Source organism: Pseudonocardia oceani, assembly GCF_019263585.2.
Classification (GTDB): domain Bacteria; phylum Actinomycetota; class Actinomycetes; order Mycobacteriales; family Pseudonocardiaceae; genus Pseudonocardia; species Pseudonocardia oceani.
The window spans coordinates 2896203-2909363 of the sequence record NZ_JADQDF010000001.1 but is presented as its reverse complement, the minus strand read 5'-3'; the positions used below and the strand labels follow the sequence as shown (position 1 = coordinate 2909363).

12 protein-coding genes are annotated in these 13161 nt (G+C 74.5%); 10 read left to right on the top strand and 2 right to left on the bottom strand.

Translation table 11 applies throughout. The features are described 5' to 3' along the window. Positions 1-4: 4 nt before the first annotated feature. The 10 genes from I4I82_RS14550 to I4I82_RS14505 all read left to right on the top strand — a co-directional run bounded on the left by I4I82_RS14550 (position 5) and on the right by I4I82_RS14505 (position 11711). Positions 5-1201 (top strand): sensor histidine kinase, encoded by a 1197-nt coding sequence (locus I4I82_RS14550; RefSeq protein WP_226370058.1) that lies wholly within the window; start codon positions 5-7, stop codon positions 1199-1201. A 33-nt stretch (positions 1202-1234) separates the two neighbouring features. Next, the gene (locus I4I82_RS14545) at positions 1235-2098 is read left to right on the top strand and encodes a S49 family peptidase (RefSeq protein WP_372451471.1); all 864 of its coding nucleotides are present in this window, start codon (positions 1235-1237) and stop codon (positions 2096-2098) included. Positions 2099-2208: 110 nt separating this feature from the next. Further along, positions 2209-3081 carry a LytR/AlgR family response regulator transcription factor gene (locus tag I4I82_RS14540; protein WP_141282458.1) on the top strand — a complete coding sequence of 291 codons (873 nt, stop codon included), beginning with the start codon at positions 2209-2211 and terminating at the stop codon, positions 3079-3081. 32 nt (positions 3082-3113) lie between these two features. After that, positions 3114-4661, top strand: coding sequence for a hypothetical protein (locus I4I82_RS14535; RefSeq protein ID WP_218595795.1), 1548 nt, complete (start codon positions 3114-3116; stop codon positions 4659-4661). A gap of 6 nt (positions 4662-4667) precedes the next feature. Beyond that, positions 4668-6413: a sodium/solute symporter gene (locus tag I4I82_RS14530; RefSeq protein ID WP_218594649.1), complete on the top strand. Its 1746-nt coding sequence runs from the start codon at positions 4668-4670 to the stop codon at positions 6411-6413. 97 nt (positions 6414-6510) lie between these two features. Beyond that, positions 6511-8262, top strand: a complete 1752-nt coding sequence (locus tag I4I82_RS14525) for a sodium/solute symporter (protein WP_218595794.1) — start codon at positions 6511-6513, stop codon at positions 8260-8262. A gap of 118 nt (positions 8263-8380) precedes the next feature. Beyond that, on the top strand, positions 8381-8713 hold the full coding sequence (locus I4I82_RS14520; protein ID WP_218593559.1) for a DUF485 domain-containing protein: 333 nt from the start codon (positions 8381-8383) through the stop codon (positions 8711-8713). Beyond that, on the top strand, positions 8713-10332 hold the full coding sequence (locus I4I82_RS14515) for a monocarboxylic acid transporter (protein ID WP_218593558.1): 1620 nt from the start codon (positions 8713-8715) through the stop codon (positions 10330-10332). The genes I4I82_RS14520 and I4I82_RS14515 overlap by 1 nt, the downstream gene beginning before the upstream one ends. A gap of 58 nt (positions 10333-10390) precedes the next feature. Beyond that, on the top strand, positions 10391-10714 hold the full coding sequence (locus tag I4I82_RS14510; RefSeq protein ID WP_218593557.1) for a rhodanese-like domain-containing protein: 324 nt from the start codon (positions 10391-10393) through the stop codon (positions 10712-10714). A gap of 7 nt (positions 10715-10721) precedes the next feature. Next, positions 10722-11711 carry a DUF4328 domain-containing protein gene (locus I4I82_RS14505; RefSeq protein ID WP_218593556.1) on the top strand — a complete coding sequence of 330 codons (990 nt, stop codon included), beginning with the start codon at positions 10722-10724 and terminating at the stop codon, positions 11709-11711. On the opposite strand, the gene I4I82_RS14500 is transcribed toward I4I82_RS14505, so the two are convergent. Together I4I82_RS14500 and I4I82_RS14495 are read right to left on the bottom strand one after the other, a co-directional pair. After that, positions 11631-11888: a type II toxin-antitoxin system VapC family toxin gene (locus I4I82_RS14500; protein ID WP_218593555.1), complete on the bottom strand. Its 258-nt coding sequence runs from the start codon at positions 11886-11888 to the stop codon at positions 11631-11633. The genes I4I82_RS14505 and I4I82_RS14500 overlap by 81 nt on opposite strands. A gap of 14 nt (positions 11889-11902) precedes the next feature. Then, on the bottom strand, positions 11903-13078 hold the full coding sequence (locus I4I82_RS14495) for a cytochrome P450 (RefSeq protein WP_218593554.1): 1176 nt from the start codon (positions 13076-13078) through the stop codon (positions 11903-11905). Positions 13079-13161: the final 83 nt, after the last annotated feature.

Below are 13161 nucleotides of genomic sequence, written 5' to 3'. Positions count from 1 at the left end.
GATCGTGGAAGCGCTGTCGCCGGTCGTCCTCGTCCTGGGCGGCCTGCTGGTGCTGAGCGTCGCGGCCACCGTCTTCTACGCCCTGCGCAACCGCCGCAACACCTTCGCCAACCCGCTGGAGAAGGCCACCTTCGGCACGCTGCACACGGTCGCGCTCGCCGCGCCCGCGCTGCGCGAGGGCCTCTCCCCGCAGTCGGCCCGGTTCGCGCTGCCCTACCTGCGCACCCTGCTGGAGACCTGCGCGCTGGCCATGACCGACAGCCGCGGCGCCACGCTGGCCTGGGACGGCGACTCCGACCAGCACCAGCCCGACGTGCGGATCCTGGCCGAGAAGGTGATCGCGACCGGGCGCCAGGAGGTCATGTCGCACACGTCTATCTCCTGCGACCACCCCGGCTGCGAGGTGCGCGGCGTCGTCGTCGTGCCGCTGGAGACCGACGGCAACATCATCGGCACGCTCGCCGCGCTCACCACCTCCACTGCCGGCCCGGTGCTGCTGCGGGCCACGGCGGAGGTGGCGCGGTACGTGTCGAGCCAGCTCGAGCTGGCCGAGCTCGACGAGTCGCGGCGGCGCCTGGACCGCGCCGAGGTCCGCGCCCTGCGCGCGCAGATCTCGCCGCACTTCATCTACAACGCGCTGACGACGATCGCCTCGTTCATCCGCACCGACCCGGTCCGGGCCCGCGAGCTGCTGCTGTCCTTCGCCGACTTCACGCGCTACTCCTTCCGCACCGCCGGGGAGTACACGACGCTGAAGGAGGAGCTCACCAATATCGAGCGCTACATCGAGCTCGAGAAGGCGCGGTTCTCCGACCGGCTCAACATCAAGCTGCAGATCGCGCCCGAGGTGCTCGGCGTCGTGCTGCCGTTCCTCGCGCTGCAGCCGCTCGTCGAGAACGCGGTGCGTCACGGCCTCGCGGGCAAGCCCAGCGGCGGCACGATCACCCTCACCGCGGAGAACGCGGGCTCCGAGTGCGTGATCATCGTCGAGGACAACGGCGTGGGCATGGACCCGGCACGGCTCACCGAGGACCTCGACGACGCCCACCTCTCCGGTGCGCACGTCGGGCTGGGCAACGTCGACGACCGGATGCGCTCGGCCTTCGGCGACGATTTCGGCCTCGTCGTCGAGACCAACATCGGCGAGGGCATGAAGATCACCCTCCGGGTGCCGAAGTTCCGCGCCAACGTCCGGGTTTGAGCCTCCGCGCGTAGCGTGGTCGGCATGGACGTGCTGCGCCTCCCCGACGCCCTGACCTCCCGGCTCCCCGGCACCCGCACCGGCGGGCCCGTGGTGTCGCTGGTCCGCCTGCACGGCGTGATCACGCCGACGGCCGGTCCGGTGCCGCGGTCGGTGATCAACGCGGCGGCCGTGGAGAAGACGCTGGAGCGCGCGTTCGCGCCCGACCGGCTCGCCGCCGTCGCCCTGCTGGTCAACTCGCCCGGTGGGTCCCCGACGCAGTCGGCGCTGGTCGCCGACGCCGTGCGTCGCCACGCCGACGAGAAGGGCGTGCCGGTGCTGGCGTTCTGCGAGGACGTCGCCGCGTCCGGCGGTTACTGGCTGGCCTGCGCCGCCGACGAGATCCACGCGCACCCCACGTCGCTGGTCGGCTCGATCGGCGTCGTCAGCCAGGGCTTCGGGCTCGGCGGGCTGATCGAGCGGTTCGGCGTGGAGCGCCGCCTCTACACCGCCGGCACGTCCAAGGCGCGGCTCGACCCGTTCCTGCCGGAGAAGCCCGAGGACGTCGCCTGGCTGCGCGACCTGCAGGACCAGCTGCACGCGATGTTCCGCGACTGGGTGACGACCCGACGCGGTGAGCGCCTCAGAGGCGGCACCGACCTGTTCACCGGCGAGGTCTGGACCGGCGCGAAGGCGCTGGAGCTGGGCCTGGTCGACGGGCTGGGCACCGCCCACACCATCCTCTCGGAGAGGTTCCCGCAGGCCGAGCTGGTGGCGGTCGACACGCGCAAGCCGCTGCTCGCCCGGCTCGGGCTGGGCGGGCCCGCCGCGGCGGGCGCCGCGTTCGGCACCGACGGCCTGCTCGGCGTCCTGCAGGCGGCCGAGGTGCGCGCGATGTGGGCACGGTACGGTTTGTAGCGGCGTGTGATCGAACGAACCCGATTGGTGCGTGCCCCTGGCACTCACACGGATTGGCCGTCACCATGGTTGGCGGCACCCGTGATCGTCGCGGGCAGGATGAGGAGATCGTGGACAGCAACGACAGCTCCGGTGGCCTGGTCGTCCTCGCCGTGGACGACGAGGAGCCGGCACTCGAGGAACTCGCGTACCTGCTGGGCGAGGACCCCCGTGTCGGGCTCGTGCTCAAGGCGTCCGACGCCACCGACGCGCTGCGGATCCTCAACAGCCGCCAGGGCGTGCGCGAGGCCGCCACGGCCGGGCAGGCGCCGCGCGGGTCGATGAACCAGGCCACGGGCACCCGGGTCGCCGAGCGCACCGACGTCGAGGTCGTCTTCCTCGACATCCGGATGCCCGGTCTCGACGGCCTGGAGCTCGCCCGCGTGTTCTCCTCGATGGCCGTCCCGCCGTCGGTCGTGTTCGTCACCGCGCACGACGACCGCGCGGTCGACGCCTACGAGGTCGGCGCCGTCGACTACCTGCTCAAGCCGCTGCGCTCCGAGCGCCTCTCCGCCTCGATCGACCGGATCCTGGCCAGCCGCACCGCGGCGATGGCCGAGCCGGTGCAGCAGGAGAGCGGCGAGGATGAGGTCATCCCCGTCGAGCTCGCCGGCACCACGAAGCTCGTGCCGCGCTCGGCCGTGCGCTACGTCGAGGCGCAGGGCGACTACGCGCGTCTGCACACCCACGAGGGCAGCCACCTCGTCCGCATCCCCCTGTCGGTGCTGGAGGACCGCTGGCGCGACGCCGGCTTCGTCCGCATCCACCGGTCGTTCCTGGTGTCGCTGCCGCTGGTCACCGAGCTGCGGCTGTCCGGATCGGGCTACGTCGTGCGCGTCGGCACCGGCCCGGACTGTGCCGAGCTGCCGGTCAGCCGCCGCCACACCCGCGAGTTGAAGGACCGGCTGGTCCGCGCCACGAAGCAGGCGTGGAGCCAGCGATGAGCCGCCGCGGCCGGACGTAGCGAGGCCGTGTCGTGAGCACCTCCATCGACGGCGCGCCGCCGTCGGTGACGCCGGACCCGGACGACGAGGACCCCGCCGACGACCCCGCGACGGGCTCCACCGGCTCCGGATCCTCCTGGCTCCAGGAGGAGATGCGCCGCCGCATGGCCGAGCGGCGCTCGGGCGCGGGCGGCCGGCACGCCAGGCGCGACCCCGCCGGGGAGCCGCCCGGCGTCTCGCACGTCCCGCGGCACTCCGTGGCCACGCCCGGCCCCGGCGCCCCCGCCCCGGCGCCGATCGGCGGCCCGTCCATGCCCGCGTCCGGGGTCCCGGCGGCGCGACGCCGCCGCCCGGGTGCCGACGAGAGCTGGTCCGGTCCCGACGAGGAGGAGCGCCCGGTCGGTCGCCGCCCGCCGCGCGCCTACCGACCGGGAGCCCGCGGCTCGGCGGGCGCCGCGCCCGCCACGTTCGGCGGCCCCGGGTTCGCCGAGGGCGCCGTGCGGCCCGTGCCGTCGCAGCCCGCCCCGCGCCCGCCCGACGAGTTCGGCGGTCCCGACTTCGCCGCGTCCGCCCTGCGCGGCGCCCTCGACGACCTCGACGACCGATCGGGCTCCACCGTCATCGCCCGCGGTCCGCTGGCGGCCGGGCCCCCCGCCACCCCGCCGCCCGCCGACGTCCTGCCCCCGCGCGCCCCGGCCCGGCTGCTCGCCCCCGGCCCCGCCGACGCCCCGCCGGCCGCGCCCCCGCCCTTCGCGGCCCCGCCGGTCGCGCCGTCCCCGGTCGTGGCGCCCCCGGCCCCCGACGCCCCCGTTCTGGCCGACCCGCCGCTCGCCGCGCCCCGCCCGGCGCCACCGGTCGACGAGGCCGACCTGTGGGTGGCTGACCCCCGCGGCCTGGTCCGCGACCCCGCCGACCGCCTCGATCTCACCGGCCCCGTGCAGCGGATCGAGGCCGACCACGACGTCTCCGCCGACCGCTTCGGCGAAGACCGGTTCGGCGACGATCGGTTCGGCGGCGATCGGTTCGGCGGCGACGACGACGAGGACGACGACGACCGCGGCCTGCTCACCGACCCCGACGACGACGGCGTGCTGTGGAGCGCCACGATGTCGCCGGTCGCCGGGGACGGCACGGCCACCGCGGCCCCGTCGCTGCCCGGCGACGTCGAGGTGCCCGCGCCGCGTGCCGCCGAGCCCGGCGAGCCGGTCACCGAGACCGGGATCCCGCTGCGGCGGGTCAAGGTCACGCTGTCGGAGCGGCGCAACCAGGCCCACCCCGTGCGCACGGTCGTCGACATCCAGGAGGGCGGGGCCGTCGGCGAGCTGCTGCGCAGCAACCTCATCGGCTCCCAGCTCACCGTGGCGCTGCGCTTCGCGCTGTTCGCCGCGCTCACGCTGGGCCTGCTGCCGCTGGCGTTCGCGGTGTTCCCCGAGATCGGCCGCACCGAGGTGTTCGGGCTGCGGCTGCCCTGGCTGCTGCTCGGCGTCCTGGTCTACCCGTTCCTGCTCGGCCTGGGCTGGTGGCACACCCGCACCGCCGAGCGCGTCGAGCAGAACTTCGCCGACCACGTCCAGGACTAGGTGCCGGTGACCCCCTCGGCGCAGTACGCGCTCGTGGCGATCGGGCTCGTCGGGATCGTCTCGGCGGTGATCGGCTCCTACGGCGTGCGGGTCGCGCGCAGCACGTCGGACTTCCTCGTGGCCTCGCGCACGGTCGGGCCGGTCGCGAACGCGAGCGCCATCTCCGGGGAGTACCTCTCGGCGGCGTCGTTCCTCGGCATCGCGGGGCTGATCCTGCGCGAGGGCGCCGACGCGCTCTGGTACCCGGTCGCGTTCGTCGCGGGCTACCTGGCGCTGGTGCTGTTCGTGGCCGCGCCGCTGCGCCGGTCGGGGGCGTACACGGTGCCCGACTTCGCCGAGGCCCGGCTCGCCTCGCCCGTGCTGCGCCGGCTGTGCACGGTGATCGTGGTGGTCATCGGGTGGCTCTACCTCCTGCCGCAGCTACAGGGCGCAGGCCTCGCGCTCACCACTCTGACCACGCTGCCCGCCTGGAGCGGGGTGGCCGCGGCCGGGGTCGTCGTCCTGCTCACCGTGGTCGGCGGCGGGATGCGCTCGATCACCTTCGTCCAGGCGTTCCAGTACTGGCTCAAGCTGACGGCGCTGCTCGTGCCCGCGATCGTCGTGCTCGGCGTCTTCCTGGGCGCCGGGCACTCCTTCGACCGGCCGACGGCGCCCGCCTTCCCCGCCGACACCACCGTGGGCATCCGCACCGACGCGGTCCTGCAGGTCACCGAGCCGGTGCGCCTCGACGCCACCGGGGAGGTCGACGGCGCGCCGGTCCAGGGCGCGCTCGACTGGGCGCCGGGGCCGCACGAGGTGCGCGCCGGGACCACCCTCGTGTTCCCCGCAGGCACCCCGGTGCCGACGGTGCTGGGCGCGCCGGGCACCGACCGCGAGTGGCTCGAGCCGATGTCGGGCGACCGCCCCGACCAGCTCCTGGAGATCTACTCGATCCTCATCGCCGGGTTCCTCGGCACGATGGGCCTGCCGCACGTGCTCGTGCGCTTCTACACCAACCCCGACGGCCGGGCGGCGCGCCGCACCACCGTGATCGTGCTGGCGATGATCGGCGGCTTCTACGTCCTGGTCATCCTGCTCGGGGCGCTGTCGCGGCTCTACACCCCGCAGCTGCTGGTCAGCGGGCAGACCGACGCGGCGGTGCTGCTCGTGCCGGTCGCCGCGCTCGGGCAGGGCCCGGCGGGGTGGCTGCTGGGCGGGCTGGTCGCGGCCGGCGCCGCGGCCGCGTTCCTCTCCACGTCGTCCGGGATCGTCGTGAGCCTGGCCGGGGTGCTGTTCACCGACGTGCTGCCCGGCCGGTGGCGCGACTTCCGCTTCGCGGCCGTCCTGTCGACCGTCGTGCCGCTGGCGCTCGCGCTGTCGGTCACGCGCCTGGACTTCTCGCTCACCGTGCCGCTCGTGTTCGCCGTCGCCGCGTCGACGTTCTGCCCGCTGCTCGTGCTGGGCATCTGGTGGCGGGGGCTCACCGCCCGCGGGGCCGTCGCCGGGCTGCTGGTGGGCGGCGGGCTGTCGGGCCTCAGCACGGCGGTGTCGCTGTTCGCGACGCCTCCCGCCGGCTGGCTGGGCGTCCTGCTCAACCGACCCGCGGCCGTCACCGTGCCCGCCGCGTTCCTGACGATGGTGCTGGTGAGCCGCCTCACCCGCGACGAGGTGCCGGCCGACGTCGACCGCGCCCTGCTGCGGCTGCACGCCCCCGAGCGGCTCGGGCTCACCCACGACCGGATCGACGACGACCCCGACCCCGATCCGGCGTGAGCACCACCCGTTCGGGGGGCCTGGTGATGACCGGACGTGGTCCGGCTTGCCATAGTGGCTCCATGTCGCCCCCCACCCTCCCCGATCGGGTGACGGGGTGAGTACGGGCGGCATCGTCGCGCTGGCCGCCATGCTCGCCGTCGCGGTCACCTCGGCGGTGATCGGCGCGATCGGCGTGCGGGTCACGCGCAGCACGTCGGACTTCCTCGTGGCCTCGCGCTCGGTCGGCCCCGCCGCGAACGCCGGGGCGATCTCGGGGGAGTACCTGTCGGCGGCGTCGTTCCTGGGCGTGGCCGGCCTGATCCTGCGCGACGGGGTCGACGCGCTCTGGTACCCCGTCGGGTTCACCGCGGGCTACCTGGCGCTGGTGCTGTTCGTGGCCGCGCCGCTGCGCCGGTCGGGGGCGTACACGGTGCCCGACTTCGCCGAGGCCCGGCTGGCCTCGCCGCTCCTGCGCCGCGTGTGCACCGGGTTCGTACTGCTCATCGGCTGGCTCTACGTGCTGCCGCAGTTCCAGGGCGCGGGGCTCACGGTCACGATCGTCACCGGGCTGCCGTCGTGGATGGGGGTGCTCGCCGCGGGGGTCGTCGTCGTCCTGACGGTGGCGCTGGGCGGGATGCGGTCGATCACGTTCGTGCAGGCCTTCCAGTACTGGCTCAAGCTCTCCGCCGTCGCGCTGCCGGCGATCATCGCCATCGCCTACTTCCTCGGCGACGCCCGCGAGTTCGACCGCCCCGCCCCGCCGGAGTTCCCCGCCGCCACCACCGTCGACATCCGCACCGACGTCCTGCTCGACGTCCGGGTGCCCACCGCGGTCGTCGCCACCGGCGGCGTCGACGGCATCGACGTGCGCGGCGCGGTGCTCGACTGGCAGCCCGGGCTGCACTCCGTCCGGTCCGGGTCGACCCTCGGCTTCGAGGGCGGCACCCCGGTGCCGGTGGTCGCGGGCGCCCCCGCCGCCGACGCCGACTGGGTGACGCCGTTCCCCGAGGGCCGCCAGAACGGGCTGCTGGCGACGTACTCGCTGATCATCGCCACGTTCCTCGGCACGATGGGCCTGCCGCACGTGCTCGTGCGCTTCTACACCAACCCCGACGGCCGCACCGCCCGCCGCAGCGCGGTCGTCGTGCTCGCGCTGCTCGGCGGCTTCTACATCACGGTCACCGTGCTCGGGGCGCTGTCGCGGCTCTACACCCCGCAGCTGCTCGTCAGCGGCGAGACCGACGCGGCCGTGCTGCTGCTGCCCACCGCGGTGCTCGGCAGCGGGTGGGCCGGGATCCTGGTCGGCGCGTTCGTCGCGGCCGGGGCGTGGGCGGCGTTCCTGTCGACGTCCTCGGGCCTGATCGTCAGCGTGGCCGGGGTGCTGTCCACCGACGTGTTCAAGCGGCGGCGCGTGCGCGACTTCCGGCTCGCCGCCGTCCTCGCCGGGCTCGTGCCGCTCGGGCTCGCGCTGGGTGTGAGCCGGCTCGACTTCTCCGAGGCCGTGGCGCTGGTCTTCGCCGTGGCGGCGTCGACGTTCTGCCCGCTGCTCGTGCTGGGCATCTGGTGGCGCGGGCTCACCGACCGCGGCGCGGTGGCGGGCGTGCTCGTCGGCGGGCTGCTGTCGGCGGGTGCGGTGGCCGTCAGCCTCGCGGGGTTCGGCGAGCAGGGCGCGCTCGGCGTGCTGCTGTACCGCCCGGCGATCGTCAGCGTCCCCGCCGCGTTCCTGACGATGGTGGTCGTCAGCCTGCTCACCCGCGACCGCCGGCCGACGGACGTCGACCAGATCCTGCTCCGGCTGCACGCTCCCGAGCGCCTGGGGCTCAGCCGCGACCGTCTGGCCGACGGGGAGAACCGCACGCTGCGTTAGGTGTTGCGGCCCACACCCACCCGTTGGAGTATCTCCACGTTCCCGTGTGGTCGCGGCCTCGTTCGAAGTGGTAGTGGGGGCCGCACGGGCTTGCGCAGGACGACCGGGAGGGACCGACGTGAGCACTGTCGGCGAACGATCGACGAGGACCGTCTACGAAGAGGTGCAGGACAGCGCGGAGTTCGCCGACCTGCGGTCGCGGCTGCGGCGCTTCGTCTTCCCGATGAGCGCGGCGTTCCTGGTCTGGTACCTGGCCTACGTGCTGCTGGCGTCCTACGCGCGCGACTTCATGGCGATCAAGGTCGCCGGCAACATCAACGTCGGGCTGGTCATCGGCCTGCTGCAGTTCGTCACCACGTTCGTGATCACCACCGTGTACGTCCGCTACGCGAACAAGCACCTCGACCCCGCGGCCGAGCGTCTGCGCCTCCGCGTGGAGGGCCATCGCTGATGGTGCCTGCGCAGACCGGTCAGACGGATTCGACCCAGGTCGGCAACGTCGGGCTCAACATCGGCATCTTCGCCGCGTTCGTGCTGGTCACGCTGTTCTTCGTGTACCGCGCGAGCCGCACCAACCGGTCTGCATCCGACTACTACGCCGCCGGGCGCTCGTTCACCGGCCCGCAGAACGGCGTCGCGATCGCGGGGGACTACCTCTCCGCGGCGTCGTTCCTGGGCATCGCCGGGGCGATCGCGCTCAACGGCTACGACGGCTTCCTCTACTCCATCGGCTTCCTGGTGGCGTGGCTCGTCGCGCTGCTGCTGGTGGCCGAGCTCCTGCGCAACACCGGCAAGTTCACGATGGGCGACGTCCTGGCGTTCCGGATGCGGCAGCGGCCCGTCCGCGCGGCCGCGGCCACGTCCACGCTGGTGGTGTCGTTCTTCTACCTGCTCGCCCAGATGGCCGGCGCGGGCGGGCTGATCGCGCTGCTGCTGCAGATCCCCAACACCAACCGCCTCGGGCAGAGCGTCGTCATCGCCGTCGTCGGGGTCCTGATGATCGTCTACGTGCTCGTGGGCGGCATGAAGGGCACCACGTACGTGCAGATCATCAAGGCGGCGCTGCTGATCGTCGGCGCCGCGGTGATGACGGCGTGGGTGCTGGGCATCGTCGGGTTCAACCTGTCCGAGCTGCTCGGGCGCGCGGTCGAGAACAGCCCGGAGCGCGGTGAGGCGCTGCTCGACCCGGGCCTGCAGTACACGAACCCGATCGACTTCATCTCCCTCGGCCTCGCGCTGGTGCTGGGCACCGCGGGCCTGCCGCACATCCTCATGCGCTTCTACACCGTGCCCACGGCCAAGGACGCCCGCCGCTCGGTGGTCTGGGCGATCTGGCTGATCGGCGTGTTCTACCTGTTCACCCTCGTCCTGGGCTACGGGGCGGCCGCCCTGGTCGGGCCGGGCACCATCGCGGCCGCGCCGGGCGGCGCCAACTCCGCGGCGCCGCTGCTGGCGTTCCAGCTCGGCGGCGAGATCCTGCTCGGCATCATCTCCGCGGTCGCGTTCGCCACGATCCTGGCGGTCGTCGCCGGGCTGACGATCACGGCGTCGGCCTCCTTCGCCCACGACGTGTACGCCAACGTGATCAAGCGCGGCGAGGCGTCGCCGGACGCGGAGGTGCGCGTCGCGCGGATGACGGCGATCGTCGTCGGCGCGGTCGCGATCGTCGGCGGGATCCTGGTCAACGGCATCAACATCGCGTTCCTGGTGGCGCTGGCGTTCGCCGTGGCCGCGTCGGCGAACCTGCCGACCATCCTGTACTCGCTGTTCTGGAAGCGGTTCAACACGATGGGCGCCCTGTTCAGCATCTACGGCGGCCTGGCGAGCTGCGTGCTGCTCATCGTCTTCTCCCCGGTGGTGTCCGGGCCGAAGAGCGTGATCCTGCCCGGCGGCGGGTTCGACTACTTCCCGCTGGAGAACCCGGGCATCGTGTCGATCCCGCTGTCGTTCCTACTGGGGATCATCGGCACCTTCGTCGGCGGGTCGCGCAACTTCGACCACGCCAAGTTCGCCGAGATGGAGGTCCGGTCGCTGACCGGCGCGGGGTCGGAGAAGGCCGTCCGGCACTGATCGGGCACCGGTCCGTCCTCACCGGGTCCTGACCGGCCCGCGTGGGAGGATCGGACGCATGAGCGTTCCTTCCGTACCGGTGACCGGGGTCCCCGACGACGCCGCGATGCTCGACGTCCGCGAGATCGACGAGTGGGACGCCGGGCACGCCCCCGGCGCGCGGCACCTGCCGATGTCCCAGCTCGTCGCGCGCATCGCCGAGGTGCCCGCCGACGACCCGCTCTACGTGGTCTGCCGCTCCGGCGGCCGCTCGGCGCAGGTCGTGCAGTACCTGGCCGCGCAGGGCCACCCGGCGGTCAACGTCGAGGGCGGCATGCAGGTCTGGGCCGCGCAGGGCCGCCCGGTCGTCGCCGAGGGCGGCGCGGCCCCGGCGATCGTCTAGCCCGCCGGTGCCCCCCGCGCCGCAGACCTGCCCCCGGTGCCGCCGGACGTCCGCGCCCGGCGCCGGACCGTTCTGCCCGTACTGCGGCCGGTACCTGGCGGCGCTGGAGTGGGTCGCGTCCCCGCCGACGCCCGGGACCCCGCCCGTGGTGCCCGTGCCGCGCCCGCCCTACGCCGGGCCGCCGCGCCCGCGGCCCCAGCGCGGCGGCTACCCCGCGCTGCCCTGGGTGCGCGCCACCGGCCCCGACGGCGCCGCGCCGCTCACCGCGGCGCGCGCCACGGCGGGCACCGCCGTCCCGCTGCTGTGGGCCACGGCGGCGGTGGCGCTGGTCGCCGCGGGCGCCGAGGTGTGGCGCTACGTGCTGCTGCTGGCCAGCCGCGCCGACGCCCTGAGCGGACCCGTGGTGGCCGCGTCCGACGCGCTGGTGCTCTCGGCGGGCACGATCGCGCCGATCATGACGGTGCTCGCGGGGGCTCTCGTGGTGCTGTGGTCGGCGCGGGCCGCGGCGGCCGCCGCCGCGGGCGCGGGGGTCGTGCCGTCGCGCCGCACGCGCGACGTCGTCGTCGGGTGGGTGGTGCCGGGGGTGAACCTCGCCGTCCCGGGGGCGGTGCTCGCCGAGATCGAGCACACCGCCCTGCGGCGCCCGGCCGGCGAGCGGCCGCGCCCGTCGCGGCTGGTGCTCGTGTGGTGGGGCCTGTGGGTCGCGGGCGTCGTGCTGTCGGCGGTGGTGCTGCTGTGGGGCCTGCGCACCGGCGTGCAGGCCCGCGCCGACGGGGTGCTCCTGCACGCCCTGCTCGACGTGCTCGCCGCCGCCACCGCGGGGGTCACCGCGGTGCTGGTCGGGCACCTCACCCGCCTGCTCGCCCCGGCCCGGTCCGACCGGCGCGAGCTGCTGGTCCGGGTGACCGGGACCGGGTCAGGGCGTCCGGATGCGGCAGCGGGGCCCGCTCGCGCGCACCAGCCGGTGGTCGCCGGTGAGCAGGTCGCAGTCGAGTAGCTCGGCGGTGGCCACGTAGGCGGCGTCGAAGGCCGTGACGTTCTCCCGCAGCTCCCAGATGCGCGTGACCAGGGCGACCGGGTCGGCCCAGGTGATCTCGAACCCGGCCAGGGCGTCGACGGCGTCGTCGGCCCGGCGCGCCGCGACCTGACCGCGCAGCACCCGCCGACGCGTCACGGACAGGAAATGCACTACGCCGTGACGGGCAGCGTCCGCAGGCCGCGCATCACGAAGTCCGGCCGCCGCTCCGGCTCGGCCGCCAGGGCCATGCCGGGCAGCCGGGTGCGCAGCGCGTCGAGCGCGGCGGCCACCTCGAGCCGGGCCAGCGGGGCGCCCAGGCAGTAGTGCACGCCGAGCCCGAACCCCAGGTGCGGGTTGTGGGCGCGCGTGACGTCGAGCTCGTCGGGGCGCTCGAACACCTGGGGGTCGTGGGCGGCGGCGCCGAGCAGCGCCGCGATCCGCGTGCCCGCGGGGACGGGGTGCCCGGCCACCTCGGTGTCGACGACGGCCGTGCGCTCGAACAGCTGCAGCGGCGGGTCGTAGCGGATCAGCTCCTCCACCGCGGGCGCGAGCGGCGCCGTCGCCAGCACCTCCCACTGCGCGGGGTGGCGGAGCAGGGCGAGCACGCCGTTGCCGATGACGTTGACGGTGGCCTCGTGGCCCGCCATGAGCAGCAGCGCCGCGGTGCCGACGAGCTCGTCGGCGTCGATCCCGGCGGCGACGAGGTCGCTCACCAGGTCCTCGCCGGGGTGCCTCCTGCGGTGCTCGGCCAGCTCGCGCAGCGCGGCGACGAACTCGGCCGAGGCCCGCTCCGCGGCGGCCCGGCGGACGTCGCCGCCAGCAGGATCGGACACCGCGGGCTCGTACATCGTCACGATCGCGTTCGACCAGCCGCGCAGCGCCGACCGCTCCGGCTCGGGCACGCCGAGGAGCTCCGCGATGACCTCCACGGGCAGCGCGGCGGCGAGCACGGAGATCACGTCGGAGCGGCCGTCGGCGGCGATGCCGGACGCCAGGTCGTCGACGAGCCGCCCGGCCAGCCCGCGGACCCAGGGCTCCAGCCGTGCGGTGTGGCCGCGGTTGAACGCCCCCGCGACCGCGGCGCGCAGCCGGTGGTGCGGCTCGCCCTCGCGCTCGAGCAGGGAGTTGCGGTGCAGCAGGTTGAACGCGGCGAAGTCGGCGGCCGGCTCGGCGTCGGCCCAGATCCGGCCCAGGTCGCGCCCCCGCAGCAGCGCCGAGCAGGCCGCGTGCGAGACCGCGACGGGGGTGCCGAGCGAGGGGTGGTCGTGCACCGGTCCCAGGGCCCTGAGCAGCGCGAAGGCGGGGTAGGGGTCGGCGAGGAAGCCGACGTCGGCGGGGTCGAACACGGGCACAGAGGATCTCCCAACGTGACCAATCGGTGACTTAACGCAGCCGGCGTCGTTGGAGAAGGACGGGCGGTGCCCGCATT

Excerpts from the sequence above, each read along its gene's own strand:
- I4I82_RS14515 (WP_218593558.1), top strand. The coding sequence starts at position 8,713 with ATGGTGCCTGCGCAGACCGGTCAGACGGATTCGACCCAGGTCGGCAAC.
- I4I82_RS14510 (WP_218593557.1), top strand. The coding sequence starts at position 10,391 with ATGAGCGTTCCTTCCGTACCGGTGACCGGGGTCCCCGACGACGCCGCG.